The 15,454-nt window shown below is 40.5% G+C and carries 13 protein-coding genes; 6 read left to right on the top strand and 7 right to left on the bottom strand.

Annotated features, from left to right (window positions below; genetic code table 11):
- Nucleotides 1-52: 52 nt before the first annotated feature.
- The 5 genes from IPM34_00245 (at nucleotide 53) to IPM34_00225 (ending at nucleotide 3,566) form a co-directional block, all read left to right on the top strand.
- A complete protein-coding gene (locus IPM34_00245; GenBank protein MBK8953973.1) occupies nucleotides 53-688 on the top strand; it encodes a response regulator transcription factor in 636 nt (211 codons plus the stop codon).
- A 183-nt stretch (nucleotides 689-871) separates the two neighbouring features.
- Nucleotides 872-1,168 (top strand): hypothetical protein, encoded by a 297-nt coding sequence (locus IPM34_00240; protein MBK8953972.1) that lies wholly within the window; start codon nucleotides 872-874, stop codon nucleotides 1,166-1,168.
- 92 nt (nucleotides 1,169-1,260) lie between these two features.
- Nucleotides 1,261-1,635 (top strand): hypothetical protein, encoded by a 375-nt coding sequence (locus IPM34_00235; protein MBK8953971.1) that lies wholly within the window; start codon nucleotides 1,261-1,263, stop codon nucleotides 1,633-1,635.
- A 28-nt stretch (nucleotides 1,636-1,663) separates the two neighbouring features.
- A complete protein-coding gene (locus IPM34_00230) occupies nucleotides 1,664-2,059 on the top strand; it encodes a hypothetical protein (protein ID MBK8953970.1) in 396 nt (131 codons plus the stop codon).
- A 175-nt stretch (nucleotides 2,060-2,234) separates the two neighbouring features.
- Complete coding sequence (locus IPM34_00225) at nucleotides 2,235-3,566, top strand: vanadium-dependent haloperoxidase (GenBank protein ID MBK8953969.1); 1,332 nt, start codon at nucleotides 2,235-2,237, stop codon at nucleotides 3,564-3,566.
- A 730-nt stretch (nucleotides 3,567-4,296) separates the two neighbouring features.
- On the opposite strand, the gene IPM34_00220 is transcribed toward IPM34_00225, so the two are convergent.
- Both IPM34_00220 and IPM34_00215 read right to left on the bottom strand, forming a co-directional pair.
- Entirely contained in the window at nucleotides 4,297-5,370 is a 1,074-nt protein-coding gene (locus IPM34_00220; protein MBK8953968.1) for a class I fructose-bisphosphate aldolase, read from the bottom strand.
- Nucleotides 5,371-5,473: 103 nt separating this feature from the next.
- Nucleotides 5,474-5,980: a DUF4920 domain-containing protein gene (locus IPM34_00215; protein MBK8953967.1), complete on the bottom strand. Its 507-nt coding sequence runs from the start codon at nucleotides 5,978-5,980 to the stop codon at nucleotides 5,474-5,476.
- Nucleotides 5,981-6,134: 154 nt separating this feature from the next.
- Between IPM34_00215 and IPM34_00210 the strand changes: the two genes are divergently transcribed.
- Entirely contained in the window at nucleotides 6,135-8,150 is a 2,016-nt protein-coding gene (locus IPM34_00210) for a caspase family protein (protein MBK8953966.1), read from the top strand.
- Between the two features lie 100 nt (nucleotides 8,151-8,250).
- Here IPM34_00210 and IPM34_00205 read toward each other — a convergent pair whose 3' ends face one another.
- The 5 genes from IPM34_00205 to IPM34_00185 all read right to left on the bottom strand — a co-directional run bounded on the left by IPM34_00205 (nucleotide 8,251) and on the right by IPM34_00185 (nucleotide 15,313).
- The gene (locus IPM34_00205; GenBank protein MBK8953965.1) at nucleotides 8,251-9,336 is read right to left on the bottom strand and encodes a site-2 protease family protein; all 1,086 of its coding nucleotides are present in this window, start codon (nucleotides 9,334-9,336) and stop codon (nucleotides 8,251-8,253) included.
- Between the two features lie 332 nt (nucleotides 9,337-9,668).
- Nucleotides 9,669-10,838, bottom strand: a complete 1,170-nt coding sequence (locus IPM34_00200; protein MBK8953964.1) for an acyl-CoA dehydrogenase — start codon at nucleotides 10,836-10,838, stop codon at nucleotides 9,669-9,671.
- A 172-nt stretch (nucleotides 10,839-11,010) separates the two neighbouring features.
- The gene (locus tag IPM34_00195) at nucleotides 11,011-13,914 is read right to left on the bottom strand and encodes a CHAT domain-containing protein (GenBank protein MBK8953963.1); all 2,904 of its coding nucleotides are present in this window, start codon (nucleotides 13,912-13,914) and stop codon (nucleotides 11,011-11,013) included.
- A gap of 219 nt (nucleotides 13,915-14,133) precedes the next feature.
- Complete coding sequence (ric, locus tag IPM34_00190) at nucleotides 14,134-14,868, bottom strand: iron-sulfur cluster repair di-iron protein (GenBank protein ID MBK8953962.1); 735 nt, start codon at nucleotides 14,866-14,868, stop codon at nucleotides 14,134-14,136.
- A 13-nt stretch (nucleotides 14,869-14,881) separates the two neighbouring features.
- On the bottom strand, nucleotides 14,882-15,313 hold the full coding sequence (locus IPM34_00185; GenBank protein ID MBK8953961.1) for an Rrf2 family transcriptional regulator: 432 nt from the start codon (nucleotides 15,311-15,313) through the stop codon (nucleotides 14,882-14,884).
- Nucleotides 15,314-15,454 lie beyond the last annotated feature (141 nt).

Genomic DNA, 15,454 nt, shown 5'->3' with positions numbered 1-15,454 from the left:
CTTCTGGAGTTTAAATTGAAAACCTTTTGAATATTTTCCATATTTTTGAATAATGAAAAAAATAAGAATCCTCATCTATGAAGATCATGAATACTACAGGCAGTCTCTGAAAGATTTGCTTAATTGGGTTGAGGATTTTGAGGTTTGCGGAACGTTTGAAAACTGCAATCACATCACAGAACATTTAAAATCATTTGATCCATCTGTATTGCTCATGGATATTTCGATGAATGGTGTTGATGGCCTGGAAGGTTTGAAAAGAGTCAGAATTCTGAATAAGCAAATACCCGTTATCATGCTCACAGTTTTTGAAGATAACGATAAAATTATGGAAGCCATTTGCAATGGTGCTTCAGGTTATCTTTTGAAAAGTACAGAATTGAAATTAATTCCTGATGCCATCAGGGATGTACTCAGTGGAGGTGCTCCTATGACTTCCAGCATAGCCCGTAAAGTTATCGAGGCATTTCAAAAGAAAAATGTCAAGCCTTCAGATGAATTTGGACTTACCCCAAGAGAAATGGAGGTTTTAGAGTTACTTACAACCGGCCACAGTTATAAAATGATTGCTGACAAGTGTTTTGTCTCCGTCGAAACCGTACGATCTCATATCAAGAAGATCTACGAAAAGCTCCAGGTACATTCTGCCACTGAGGCGGCTGCCAAAGTATTTCGCCCGGGATTATGAATCATCTGAAGAAGTGAACCCATTTCTTAGACCAATACAACTTTATTCTTGTTCCATTGAGCCCGTTTCTTTGCGGTAGCATACTGGCAGGCAATCTCCATTTGGCTAATCCAAATTCCCATATACATGGGATTGCCCCGAACTAAAAGTCACCCAATCTTTGTATCATTAAAAAACAAACTTATGTTCATCGTTAGAGACACATTCAGATTGAAATTTGGTATGTTCAAGGAGGCTAGTCAAACGCTTAAAAAGGCTTTTGAAGAAAAGTTGTTTGAACCAGCATCATTCAGGATCTTAAGCGATTTTACCGGTGATGCTTATCGACTCATACTCGAAGCACGGTTTTCGTCATTAAGCGAATATGAAAATGCCATGTTTAATGAAATGCAAAAACCCAATTGGAAAAACTGGTATGCAACATTTAAGCCATTTGTGGAAAGTTCATCGCGGGAAATACTCAAAGAAATTGAGATGTAGTTGGAATGCCATAACTTCCAAATGGTTATACATATTGAAGTAAGATTCAATAAAAAGATTTTATTAATAATGTCATTAAAATAAATTAAGTTATGAAAAATGTATTTAAATTTCTATTGCCTGTTTTTGTACTTTGTTTATCGTCAGTTGGTATCGAATTGAAAGCACAGGATGTTGCGAAAGCGGCTCCTAATGTTTACAAACTAATTTCGGATACGCTTGGAATACGGTTGTTTGAGATCGAATTCGAACCCGGTGAGTCAGCTGCCTTTCATAAACATCCGGATCATGCTGTTTATGTATTAACTCCGGGTATACTTGAGATCACCCATGCCGACGGAAAAAAGGAGACGCTGGAGTTTCAAAGCGGTTTTGGAGGTGTGTTCCCCTCAGAAGGGCACTCTGCAAGGAACTTAACCCAAAACACCATCAAAGCCATTGTTGTTGAAGTTTCTAGAAAACGGTAACTTTAATAAAATTTAAATGATTGTGATTATGAAAAAAGTATTTCATTTATTAACAAGTCTGCTGGTATTAAGTCTGTTGTCCTGTACTCAAAAACAAGCCGAAAGTCTGGATGGTAAAACATTTCAGATTGGTGCCTGGGAAGTAGGTAAACCAGACAAGCAAGATCCGGATGTGGTTTCATTTGCAAATGGTCAGATGGATTCAGAAGCATGCCATCAATATGGATTTAGTCCTGCGCCTTATACAGTGGAATTGGTTAATGGAAAACTGAGCTTTAAATGTACCACCAAAAGTGAGTCTGAAGGCGAGATCGATTTCGAAGGAAGTTATTCTCAAAACACAATTGAGGGAAAATTTGTCTGGAGAAAGGAGGGCCAGGATAACATCAATTACGAATTTAAAGGAAGTTTGAAACCGAATTAATAAAAGGTCAACGAACGAGATTCACCCGGTGCCAATGAATACAGTACTGAGCATCGGGTTTTTTTATATTATATAAAAACAACATGCATCAACCTGCACTTGTGAGTTCTAAAATATTGCGATTTTTTATTGACAAGTGAGGTTTAAGATTATATATTTGTTGAAAATCAAGTTTATGCGCTACATCATTTATGTTATACTGGGATGGTTCCTGCTTACCTTCCAGGCTTGTAAGGAAGACCTCGCAACGCCATTTATACTCAACCAGGCTTCCGATTATCCGGCAGATGTTGCCCTTCAATGGGTGACTTTGCAGCGTGAACTCGTCAAAACGACTCCGGGATTTACACCCCCTGTAGCGGCCAGAGCCTATGGATATGCTGCACTTGCTTTGTATGAATCTGTCGTCCCTGGAATAAAAGAAAACGTATCGTATGCCGGATTGATCCAAAATTTCAATGCCTCTGGTTTACCGGCGGTAGAAGCCAACCAGCAATACGATTGGGGGCTGTCTGCCAATGCAGCCATGGCCTACATGATGAAAAATTTATTTAAAACGACTTCAGCTGCAAATCAGTTGGCTATTGACCAGCTTGAGCAGAGTTTCATTGCCCAATCTTCTGAAACCGATCAGACCATTATTGATCGTTCTGTTGATTTTGGGAAAAAAGTGGCTGAAGCAGTCTACAACTATTCAAAAACAGACAATCAGGATGAAGCGTATTTGAATAATTTTCCGGATTATACGGTACCAGATATACCAGGCAAGTGGGAACCTACAGCTCCTAATCAAAAGCCCTTACAGCCTTATTGGGGAGACGTACGAACATTCGTTAGTTCGAACGCCAGTGATAATCTTCTTATTCAACCTACCACCTATTCAACAGATCCTAAAAGTGTCTTTTATTTAGAAGCCAATGAAGTCTATATAGCGGTCTTAAATGTGACTGCAGAACAATCTGATATTGCTAAATTTTGGAGCGATGATCCCGGAATAACGAGCACTCCACCCGGGCACTCCATGTCTATAGCAACGATTGTACTTCAAAATGAAAATGCAGATCTGGCTATGGCCGCTGAAGTATTTTCCAAAGTTGGCATGGCGGTGCACGATGCTTTCGTGTCCTGCTGGAAATGTAAATACGCGTATAATTTGGTAAGGCCGGTAACTTATATTAAAAAATTTATTGACCCGCAGTTCGCGACCATTTTACCAACGCCTCCATTTCCGGAACACACCAGTGGTCATTCCGTTCAAACAGGTGCTGCAATGACAGTGCTTGAGCATTATTTTGGCTATCACTATACAATTACAGACAATACGCATGTTTCCAGAAATGATATCAATGGAAGTCCCAGGACCTTCAGTTCATTTGCAGATCTTGCCGAAGAAACTGCCATCTCGAGGTTGTATGGAGGGATTCATTACAGGCCTGCCATAGCTCAAGGTGTCAAACAAGGCAGGGTCATCGGTAGGAATGTAGCTCTTATAGATTTGAAGAAATAAGAATGGACTTGCTCACTTGAAATTTCAAATGCAAGTACTGTTTTATCAGGTTTGATGATATGGAAACCGGTACAATACTTTAATTAGACTTACTTTTCTCTTTAAGCGAATTGAGCTATCACAGTTGTGCAATTTCAAGTACAACAGACTTTAATAGGATCAAATCAAAAATATGGGAAGAAATCAGCTTTGACGTCAATTCTTAAATAAATTCACGGATTCAAAAAGCCCAAAATTATCCAATTGACTTTCACTTATTCCTAAGATTCATTGTTCTTTTTTGTCTTGATACATGACTGAACGATTACGCCGTAAGGCGTATCGATGTCCACAAAGGACATCGAAGTGAAGGAACCGCGAAGCGGCTGACCTGTTATTATTATATATGTTTTCATTTCTTAACGCTAAAACTGACTTAAAAAGCTAAACAAAATAAACTCGCCTTGATCTGCCGTGTTGGCCCTTTGCTTATCTGTCAAAAAGGATTTATTATAGCTTTAAGCGAGCTCAAACAGTATTTTGTTCTTAACGCTTTTTAAATCAGTTTTAGCTAAAATGAAAAAGGCCGATCTGAATTTCTGATCTGTTTACTAATTGGACATACTGATTTTATCTATTTCAGATACCAAAATTGCTTCATTTCAACTTAATCCCCATATATTTTACCTGACCCCTTTAATAATTGCTCATTCAGGCCTTATTTTGAAATTAAGAATATGATTGGAACCGATCAGGCAATGTTTATTTTTTTATCGAGATAAACATCCTGTATGGCATTCAATAATTCAATTCCCTGTTTGAGTGGTTTTTGAAATGCCTTTCTGCCGGAAATTAAACCCATTCCACCGGCACGCTTGTTGATGATTGCGGTGACCACAGCTTCGTATAGATCGCTGGCTCCCTTGGATTCTCCGCCACTATTGATCAATCCAACCCGGCCCATATAGCAATTGGCAACCTGATACCTGCAAAGATCTATCGGATGATCGCTGGTCAGTTCGCTGTATATTTTTGGATTCGTTATCCCATAAGAAGAGCCACCCATATTCAAAGCGGTGTATCCACCGTTGTTGGTTGGAAGTTTTTGCTTGATGATGTCCGCCTGTATCGTTACACCCAAATGATTGGCTTGTCCTGTCAGGTCTGCAGATGCATGGTAATCGACCCCGTCTTTTTTGAAAGATGAATTTCGCAGATAACACCACAAAACGGTGAACATTCCAAGTTGATGCGCATGTTCAAAAGCTTCGGCAACTTCCACAATTTGTCTGGCGCTTTCGTCAGATCCGAAATATATAGTCGCCCCAATTCCTGCAGCACCCATGTTCCATGCGTCTTCCACCACACCATACATGATTTGATCGGCACGATTCGGATAAGTCAGAAGTTCGTTGTGGTTGACTTTGACAATGAATGGAATTTTATGTGCGTATTTGCGGGAAACCGCTGCGAGGACTCCATAGGTCGAAGCCACGGCATTGCATCCTCCTTCAATGGCAAGTTTAACGATATTCTCCGGATCAAAATAATCCGGATTTGGAGCAAACGAAGCTCCGGCACTGTGTTCAATTCCCTGGTCAACCGGTAAAATGCTTACATAACCACTTCCTCCCAGTCGTCCGGAATCATGAAGCTGAGCAAGATTGCGAATGGTTTGATTGGATCTGTTGCTGACCGACCAGATTTTATCCAGATGGTCTTTTCCGGGAAGATGCAAGGATGATTTTGGAATGGTTTTACAAACATGATCCAGATAGTAAGCCGATTGGTTACCCAACAATTCTGAAATGGAAGTTTTAGGCATAATTGAATAAATATAAATTCATGAACGAAACGAAGAAAATCCGATTTTCCTTGTAAAAATTTAAAGAAAATTCACGAGCTCATTTATGAAATTACAGTTCAAATTATTTTGCAGGGTTTTCGATATGCGCCACACCATCGGCCATAAATTTCAATTCTTCCGATGGTTCTGTAATTTTTGCAATTTCTTCTGGAGATTTTCCTTCGTCTTCCGCATAATGTCTCAATTCATCGACGGTGGTCACTTCTTTAAACGCTTTACCCTTAATGATCACTTTACTTCCGGCGAAATCAAGCGGGACGAAAAACTCATAATCTCTGAATTTTACAAAGAGGCCGGTAGAATCGTCCGGATTCTGGCTGAGCACCATCCAACATCCTTTCTTCTGACAAACACTGGTCACATAACCGCTTACAGAAGTCATAATGCTGTCATTGGCAGCCAGTGACTGTATGGTTTCTTCAACAGTAAGGGCCCCTTCTATGCTTATACTGTCGCCATAGTAGGCCAATACACCAGATTGATTGGTTTCGCCTGCAGCTTCGGCTGCTTTCTCATTTTTGCAACTTGCGAGGGCTAAAATGAACAGCCCGAAAAGATATGGTTTCATATTAACGAAATATTTAGGCCGCAAAGATACTAATACGCATCAAATTTGTGTTTTCAAGGTAATTAAGCAGTTAAAATAAATATTTTATATATTAGCTTTTTATTTAATATAAATTGGCCTATGAGCCGGAGCTTTACCTAAAAACAGTCCGAACATGAATACGAACATCTTCATCTTATGTGGATTCCTGTTTTCACTTGAACTATCTGCTCAGGTCTGCCTGCGAGGCAATTGCATCCAGGGATTTGGCACCATGAGTTATGCCGACGGCAGTCGCTATACCGGTGAGTTCCGCTCCGGACTCCGCGAGGGAAAAGGCATTTATTACTATCAAAATCAAAATAAATACCTGGGCGAGTGGCAAAAAGATGCCAGGCATGGCGAAGGTAAAATGGAGTTTGCCAATGGAGACGTCTATACGGGCCAATTCAACAGGAACTTCATGGAAGGAAAAGGAACCATGGAATTCGGCCGGGGCGACAAATATTTCGGGGATTGGAAATCAAACAAGCCTCATGGTAAAGGCAGTTACTATTTTAAAACCGGAGAACGTTACGAAGGCGATTTCGAAAATGCATTGTTCACCGGATATGGTACTTTATACTATAAATCCGGAGCTTATTACAGCGGCCAATGGAAATCCAGTAAAAAGCATGGTTCAGGAGAATTTCACGATGCAAGTGGCAAAATAGTGGCGGCTGAATGGGACACAGATAAAATGGTCCATTTGAATGAAAAGAAACAGGAGCCACAATTTGAACCAACATCTGTTGTTGCGACGACAAATCAGCAACAGCCGGATCATAAAGTTGTTGTCAGCACTGACAACAGCGAAAAAATCGTAGAAAATCCGAAACCCAAGCTCACAGAAGAAGACGAATATTTTGATAAAATATTTGGTTCTGCACAAGATTCAAGCGACAACGATGTGGTTGAAGATAATTCCGATGTCGATCGATTTTTTGGAGATGTGCCGCGCGAAATGCAAAAAACAGAAGAAAAAGTGCAAGAAAGAACAGAGAGCTCTAAAGAACAGCAAGTTGAGATCGCTGTAGAAAATAAGGTACAGGAAACACCACCCGCTAAAGTTCATGAAAATCCGGCTAAGCCATCAGCATTAGAAAACAATCAGGAAAACGAATCGGATTTACCCGACTGCAATCTTACATTTTGTGAATCCGGACGCGGTGTTTTCAAATATGCAGATGGGTCAAAATATGTGGGTTCTTTTCGCGACGGCGAACCTGTTGGATCAGGTACTTGCTATTATTCTAATGGCGACCGTTACGAAGGCGAATGGAGCAATCATGCCCCGCACGGCGAAGGGATCATGTACTTTACTTCGGGTTTAATATATGGTGCCATCTGGGATCAGGGGAAAGCGGTGAAAGAATTGAGCAGGAGAAAGGAATTTATTTTCGATGCCAAGGTTCCCGTGGATTACAGTAAAGAAGTCAAAATTTGGGCAGTGATCATCGGTATCGCCAGGTATGAGCACATGCCTGTTTTAAAATACTCAGACGACGATGCGTATAAAATTTATGCATTTTTGAAAAGTCCGGAAGGAGGTGCTTTAAAAGACCAACAGGTCAAAGTATTGATTGACGAAGATGCGAATCGAAATGCCATCCTGACTGCATTGAATCAGGTTTTTCTGCGTGCAGATGAAAACGATGTAGTCATGCTTTACTATTCAGGTCATGGACTGGAAGGTACATTTTTGCCTATCGATTACGATGGAATCCAAAATATACTTAAACACGATGAAGTAAAAGACATCATCAACAAGAGCCGGGCAAAGAATAAAATCTGCTTCATCGATGCCTGCCATTCGGGAAGTGTACTGGCACAAAAGGGTTCTTTCTCTTCTTCACTCATGCATTTTTACGAAGACCTGGCTCAAAGCAAAGGAGGAACAGCTTTTGTGATGTCATCCAAAAGCAAAGAATATTCTTTAGAGGACGGGGGATTAAGGCAAGGCGTGTTTTCGCATTTTTTAATCCGTGGATTAAAGGGCGAAGCTGATTCAGATGGCGATGAAACCATAGTGCTCAAGGAATTATTTGAATACATCTACAAAAATGTCCGCGAATATACCGGTAACGTTCAAACTCCCATGATTGCCGGCGATTACGACGAGTTTATGCCCGTAGGGTTTGTAAGGGAATGATAGGGAAGCTTAAAGCGAAGGAGCTCAAAGCTATTTGTAAATTATATAATGCTAAGAATACATTCTAAAAAGCTTTATTTGCATTTAAGCTTTGCGCCATTCATTCCATTCCAGACATAAGCTGCTGAATCGAAAACCGGTCAATCGTTCCTAACACCTGTTCGTTCTCGGAGACGAGCAACATTTCAGAAGAACCTTGCATGTTGTAGAGGGCATTGGTGAGGGTAGTATCCGGATGGATACTCAAAAGAGTTTTATGGGAAATGTCGGAAATTTTCAATTCCGGATTTTGTTTGATTCCGTTTTTGATCTGTTGAGATGAGACCCAACCGCTGTAGTTGCCCAGGAGGTTGATGACGGGAAAATACTGGTAGGGGTAATGCATGATAAATTCATATGCAGACTTCACATCCTGGTATTCGGTTAGTACAGGGACATCTTTTTGGTAACAATTTCTCACGGTTTTATTTTTGAGTGCTGCATCCATAGCCACTGAACGATATTCCTGAGAGGCACTGAAAAAAATGAAAACACCAATCAAAGCCAGCGTATAGGCTCCGTAATACAATCCTACAGCAATGAGTACAATGCAAATGGCCTGGCCGGTCAGGGATGCAATGCGGGTGGCTTTCAATCTTCCGAAATTCATGGACAGCAAGGCTCTCAGTACGCGGCCACCGTCCATAGGAAAAGCCGGAATCATATTAAACAAGACCAGCATGATGTTGGAAAGCATCAGCAGTGGTAAAAATCCCGACCAGCTTCCAAAATGAATGGATTCCAGAAATCCGGAATTCAAAATATTAAAATCCATGGTCGCGCTGAGCACTATAAAAAGCAACAGCGCAATCACGACATTGACCATGGGCCCCATGATGGCTACCACCAATTCCTGTATGGGCTTTTCAGGCATGTTTCGCAACCTTGCCACACCTCCAATTGGAAGTAAAATGATGTCTTCCGTTTTAATTCCATAGCGTTTGGCAGTCAATGCATGTCCAAATTCATGGAGAACCACACACATGAACATGGTAAGAATGAAGCAGACCTCGATGAGAATTTCTTTGTTGGATGCACCCTCAGAAAGTCCGGTTCCGATGACGTATAAGACAATCAGTAAAAAAGTCCAGTGAATTTTTACGGGAATCTTTGCAAACGAACCTATATACCAGGCTTTTTCGAACATTGAGTTTGGATGATAGATGTTAGATGATAGATGTTAGATGATAGATGTTAGATGATAGATGTTAGATGTTAGATGATAGTTAATGGAGAATAGTTAATGCATTATAATTTGTAAAATTTAATAGTCAAAAAGTCAAAAAGTCAAAAAGTCAAAATCCCGATAAAATTGCATAATATTTTAATAAAGAAATAATTCCCTTTATTTTATCGGGACAAAAATCCAACATCCCCCTTTTCAAAAACTAACGTTCGTTAGTAACCTTGAACTTCCAGCTCTCTTTCTTCCGCCTTAAGCCTTCCGCCTTAAGCCTTCCGCCTTAAGCCTTCCGCCTTCTATTCAATCCACATCGGCTGGTACAACTGCCCCTGTAAAATCGCTCTGGATATAACAATGCGTTGCACTTCAGAAGTTCCTTCGTAGATCTGGGTAATTTTAGCATCCCTCATCAGGCGCTCTACGTGATATTCTTTTACAAAGCCGTATCCGCCATGAATCTGAACGGCCTCTACGGTTTGACGCATAGCCACATCTGAAGCATAAAGTTTAGCCATGCTAGCGGCGGTAGTAAAATCCATACCCTGATCTTTCATCCAGGCTGCACGGAGGACCATGAGTTTAGCAGCTTCAACCTCTGTAGCCATGTCAGCCAGTTTAAAGGCGATGGCCTGATGCTGAGCTATGGGTTTTCCAAAGGTGCTGCGTTCTTTGGCGTAGTTGAGGGCCAGTTCATAAGCACCTGAGGCGATTCCCAATGCTTGTGAAGCTATGCCAATACGTCCACCTGTTAGCGTTTTCATGGCAAATTTAAATCCATCGCCGGCAGGCCCCAGAAGATTTTCCTTGGGCACTTTTACGTCGTTGTACATGATGGTATGTGTGTCGGAAGAACGGATACCCAGTTTGTCTTCTTTGGAACCGATGACGACTCCGGGCCAGGAGGTCTCGACTATAAAAGTACATATTCCCCGGCTGCCCTTACCAGGATCAGCCTGGGCCATAACCAGATGGACATTGGAACTTCCTCCGTTGGTGATCCAATTTTTGGTTCCGTTCAGCAGGTAATGGTCGCCGCAATCTACGGCCATGGTCTTTTGAGCTGTTGCATCGCTACCTGCTTCGGGTTCAGAAAGGCAAAAAGCTCCAATCCATTCGCCGGTAGCCAGTTTAGGTAAATATCTTTGTTTTTGTTCTTCTGTTCCCATTTTCTCCAAACCCCAGCAAACCAGACTGTTATTGACCGACATGATGACAGAACAGGAATTATCGACTTTCGAGATCTCAGTCATGGCCAGAACATAGGAAATGGTATCCATGCCTCCACCACCATACTCCGGGGAGACCATCATGCCTAAAAAGCCCAATTCGGCCATTTTGCGAACTTCCTCTTTCGGGTAGACCATTTTGGAATCTCTTTCGATAACACCCGGCAATAATTCCCGGCGGGCAAATTCTCTGGCGGCCTCCTGTACGGCCAACTGCTCTTCAGTTAAAGTAAAATACATAATTTCTGATTAAAAGGCGAAGATAAAGATAGTGGACATTAAAGATAGGTTTCAGAATGAGAAATCGATTGGAATCCACTTTAAAAGTAACTTTTGGCAGTCAAAGTGCGATGCACTGAACCGATGAAAGGTTTGGCAATGGATTGGATTTGAAGTAAACCGAAAATAGAATTTAATCTACAAGGACAAAGCCAGCCCATTGATAGGGATCAAGTCCCAAATCTCTTAACTCCTTTTGAGCCTTTTGAAAAGCTTGAGGAATTCCAACTGCGAATGTATCGGGATGATCGCGGTACCATTCGCATAAATATTTATAAAAACGGGTCATTAACATGCCTGTCTGCTTATCCGGAACTTGCCATAAACTCATGATGACATATTTAACTCCGGCAATTTTAAAAGCGCGCTGAAGCCCATAGACTCCCTCGTATGCTTTTATAGCTCCAAGTCCGGTTTCGCATGCTGATAAAACAACTAAATCTGTATTTAACAAATTCATTTGACTTATTTCAAGTGCGGTAAGAATCCCATCTTCACCATTCAATAAATTGTTAGTTTGAGCTTCGTTTTTAGTCCATCTTTCATTGGCACCTGCAAGGATGAGCCCCGAACGCATCATCGGGTTTTGACTGTTCATAAAAGCCAGTGCTTGTGGAGATAAATTCGCTAAACCATCGGTAAAGAAAAAACCATGCGTTGCAAGATGGATTAAAATTGGAGATTGATGCCCATCGCCAGGCAATTTTTTAAAATTCAGTTCACTGGCATCATGAGCTGAATAAACACGATACCCCAATCGGGTATCCTGAAACAATTCTTTAACCACAGAAACTTCCCTTTCTGTTCCGGGAAGATAATTCCATCCTTCTCCCCGTGAAGCCACTAATTCATTTTGAATAGTGCTATCCGGTTTTAAATCATAGACAATTCCACCAAATAACGCCGCGGAGCTTTGTTCTTTCTTTCTTTCGCCACCAGTGCCAATATTCCTGGTACTGGATAATTGAAAAATGTTAAATATATCGGCAACCGTCATTCCATCTGCAACTTTTGGATGAGAAGCAAAGCTATTGTCTGAAATAGGTATGGCCTGAAAATTTATTTGATGCAGAAGGCCAGAAGGTGAAAAATAAATATTTTTTATTCCATTCAATTCATTTTTCAATGGCAGAACAATCAATTCGTACAAACTGGTTTTCTTTTGTTGCATGGGCATAGCACCTCTGCCGGAATAGGTATACAGATCGTTTACAAATTCCAACCTCCTGTTTACAGAGCCTTCAGAAATCAAGCCGCCCCACATGGAATCCAGAGTGGACTTCTCAAACAAGGGTACAAATACAGGTAATTCCGAATTTTTTTTCAACACAAGGCAAGCATAACTTTCCCCGGATTGATTGACATCAGCTATTTTTGGGAAATTCAGAAATTCCAATGCAGCATCCTCCGCCTTTAATTTTGCTTGCACACTTTTCCAATTCTGAAATTCCGTGAATTCGGATTTATCCCAAATCAGCTTTGCAATCGACTTTTCCAATAAATTTACCTGTGCTTCCAGTTCAGCAATTTCAGATTGTTCGGCCAGGGGTTTTGAATATTCTGAATTAAGTTTTCTGCGGAAAGATTTATACGTTCTGACGGACTCTTCTTCCTGGCTATTCTGTGTAAAATAGGTGTTTTGTTTTCTTGCCTGAATCATTACAAAGCCTTTATGGAATAACAAGAAATCATAACATAAGGCTGTCAATTGTCCTAAAGGTTCTCCATGGGCATTTCGCTCTGCAATCATCTCACATAATTTGTGTCCCCTTTCCAAAAAGGATTGCATGTATTTATTGAGTTCTGCTTCTGAAAGAAAAGCTGTGGATTCTTTTAATTTCTCCTGACTTAATCTAAAAAGTTCTTTTAATAAATCTTCGGCTTTTGTGTATTGGTTTTGGAGTTCATTAATGTCTGCAAGCAGGTACAATGAATTCAAATAATCCGGATGCTTTTGGTTTAAATGGTCTTTTCTGATTTTGAATGATTGTTCGAAGAACGATTCGGCTTTTGAATAGTTGCCTGAAATCTTATGCATTTCACCGAAATGCTCATAACTCGAAGCAATGGCCAACTGCATTTGTTCTCCCGAATTTTTGCGAATATTCAATGCTACGGAAAAAAGTGAATCGGCAATTTCCAATTGGTTAGAGCGCATTTTTAGCAAGCCGTAGTTATCAATGCTGGTTGCGTAATGAGGATGCTGATTTCCCAGGGTTTTTTCGCGGATCCGGATCGCCTGAAGGTAATATTTCTCTGCGTTGGAATAGTTTTTTAATTTCAGGTAGAGATCCGCCAGATTTTCTATACTATAGGAATAGGAGGGATGCTCTTCACCTAATGTTTCCTCTTTTAATAAAATTGACTCCAGGTAGTTTTTTTCAGCCATTTCGAAATTGCCCATATCATCGTAAAGTATGGCCAGGCTATTCAAACTGGCTGCATACTGCCTGTCTTTTTTTCCCAGAACCCTGGCTTGGGTATTCAAATTTTCAAGGAAAATAGCCTCTGCTTTTTCAAATTCCCCCATTTCGTGATAGAGGATTCCTAAATTGTGCTTACCTCCTGTGTATCTTGGATTATCCGGACCCCAAATTTTGAATTTCATCTGGTTTGCATCTAAATAATAAGGTTCAGCCTTATTGTACAGACCCATTTGGAAATAAAGTGCTCCGAGACTATTCAGGTTAACGGCATAAATAATATTATCCGTTCCTTTAATGGTGGCTGTGATTTCTTTAGCCTTGATATACCAGGATTCAGCTTGTTCATATTTTCCGGATTCTTCGAATGCCCATGCCCGATTATAATATACTTTGCCCATATTTATAGAGACTGAACCAAAGTGTTGTGTTGTGAATGATTCACATTCCGTAGTGATCAAATGAGCAGAATCAAACTTGCCCTCGTCGCATAAGTCCCTGGATAATTTAAGTAAACTGTCGAGTTGTCTTTCCAGGATCAGTGAATCTGGTAATTGGGCAAGGATGAAATTACAAAAGAATAGAAGGGATAAAAAGAGCTGTAGACGTCGCATACTTTTCGTATTGGCGAAGTGAAATTATAAAAATCCCGTAGATTCAGAATTTTTAATTATTAAATGGGCAAAAAAGATATGAATTGCTTATTCGAAACCGATGCCGTTTGCTTCATTCCAAGGGATGCTATAATAAAATGTCGGTTGAAAAATTTGCGATTTGGCGACAATAAAGTTGCACACAGCAACTGTTGATGAACAATATCCGAAATTACATATTCAACATTCCAGCTCAGATTCCATGGTCAGGGCTTTAGGAAACAAAATATTATTTTCAAGATGGATGTGCATATGCAGATCTTCTTCAAATTCTTTCAGCATGGCAAATGCCACGCGGTATGTGGTGCAGGCATCCGCAGGAGGTGTATAGGCATTCGTCCATTCTGATATTTTTCTGAAACGTTCGCCTTCCTGATCGTGTTCACTTTGCATCATTTGAATTGGATTTTCGACACTTCCAAAAGGAGGCCTTTCTGCAATTAGCTGGTGTTGCCTGGCATAAACCATTTTCCGGATGAATGGAAATAAAATCATTTCTTCTTTTTGCATATGATGGCTCAACGCATCAGCCGTAGCTTTAAATTCCTGTGTGATCTTAAAAAGCTCAGGATGACGGGCTCCGTGGACCTTGCAAAGCTTGTCTAAAAACGGCGGAAGTGTTTCAATCATTTGTTCGACAAAGCGGTGATGTTTTTTTTCGATGTAGTCAATCAGCAAATCGGGTGGCCAGGATTGAAAATCAAGAGGCTGTCCCTCAGTTTGTTTTGATGCGTCTTCCAATTCCCGGAGGAGTTCATTTTCATTTATATTTTTGTTTTTACAAACTTCAGAAAGAAGTTTTCCGCCTTTGCAACAAAAGTCGATGCCATATTTTTGAAAAACGGCTGCAGTTCGGTAATCCCGTGCTACAAATGAACCAACGGTCGCGGGTGTAGAAAGGTCCAGTGTGATCATGCTTATATGTATTTTATTTTAAAAAAGTTTTTCGTTTCTGAATGTCCTTGGATAGATCGAGAAGACTGGTTTCTTCAAGCATTTGTTTGAGATCATCGCGCAATGCTTTGAATTTGAAATGCAGCGGACAAGGTTTTTTTTCGTTGCAATGCAAGAATCCCAATGCGCAAGCCCTATAAATGGAATCTCCGTCAATAGCGGCAACAATTTCGCTCAGACTGGTTTTTGCAGCCCTATGCATTTTAATTTCAAATCCACCGTTCGGACCTTTTTGCGAGTCGATGATTTTCGCTTTAACCAGTTTTTGCAGAATTTTGGATGTGAACGATACCGGCGATTGGATCTCTTCTGAAATCTCCACGAGACCCACCCTGTGTTCTTCTTCTGACCGCATGGCAATGTAAAGACTGGCTTTTAAGGCATATTCACAAGCTTTGGAGAACATCATTTTCCGAATTTGCGTACAAAGATACTGCATTTTTCATAATAACGGACAAAATAGTCCGTTATTCTGATTCATATTTCTCAAATCAGTTGAAGTCTGAAGCGTGTGCAAGCTGTATGAAAACTATTTCATGTTGTTCTG

The organism is Saprospiraceae bacterium (assembly GCA_016716185.1).
Taxonomy (GTDB): Bacteria; Bacteroidota; Bacteroidia; order Chitinophagales; family Saprospiraceae; genus Vicinibacter.
The sequence above is the reverse complement of the archived record's forward strand: the minus strand, read 5'-3'. Positions and strand labels throughout refer to the sequence as shown.

Bases quoted from the DNA above. Each gene is read 5' to 3' on its own strand.
- IPM34_00245 (MBK8953973.1), top strand. From the start codon at position 53: ATGAAAAAAATAAGAATCCTCATCTATGAAGATCATGAATACTACAGG.
- IPM34_00240 (MBK8953972.1), top strand. From the start codon at position 872: ATGTTCATCGTTAGAGACACATTCAGATTGAAATTTGGTATGTTCAAG.
- IPM34_00235 (MBK8953971.1), top strand. From the start codon at position 1,261: ATGAAAAATGTATTTAAATTTCTATTGCCTGTTTTTGTACTTTGTTTA.
- IPM34_00230 (MBK8953970.1), top strand. From the start codon at position 1,664: ATGAAAAAAGTATTTCATTTATTAACAAGTCTGCTGGTATTAAGTCTG.
- IPM34_00225 (MBK8953969.1), top strand. From the start codon at position 2,235: ATGCGCTACATCATTTATGTTATACTGGGATGGTTCCTGCTTACCTTC.
- IPM34_00220 (MBK8953968.1), bottom strand. From the start codon at position 5,370: ATGCCTAAAACTTCCATTTCAGAATTGTTGGGTAACCAATCGGCTTAC.
- IPM34_00215 (MBK8953967.1), bottom strand. From the start codon at position 5,980: ATGAAACCATATCTTTTCGGGCTGTTCATTTTAGCCCTCGCAAGTTGC.
- IPM34_00210 (MBK8953966.1), top strand. From the start codon at position 6,135: ATGAATACGAACATCTTCATCTTATGTGGATTCCTGTTTTCACTTGAA.
- IPM34_00205 (MBK8953965.1), bottom strand. From the start codon at position 9,336: ATGTTCGAAAAAGCCTGGTATATAGGTTCGTTTGCAAAGATTCCCGTA.
- IPM34_00200 (MBK8953964.1), bottom strand. From the start codon at position 10,838: ATGTATTTTACTTTAACTGAAGAGCAGTTGGCCGTACAGGAGGCCGCC.
- IPM34_00195 (MBK8953963.1), bottom strand. From the start codon at position 13,914: ATGCGACGTCTACAGCTCTTTTTATCCCTTCTATTCTTTTGTAATTTC.
- ric (MBK8953962.1), bottom strand. From the start codon at position 14,868: ATGATCACACTGGACCTTTCTACACCCGCGACCGTTGGTTCATTTGTA.
- IPM34_00185 (MBK8953961.1), bottom strand. From the start codon at position 15,313: ATGTTCTCCAAAGCTTGTGAATATGCCTTAAAAGCCAGTCTTTACATT.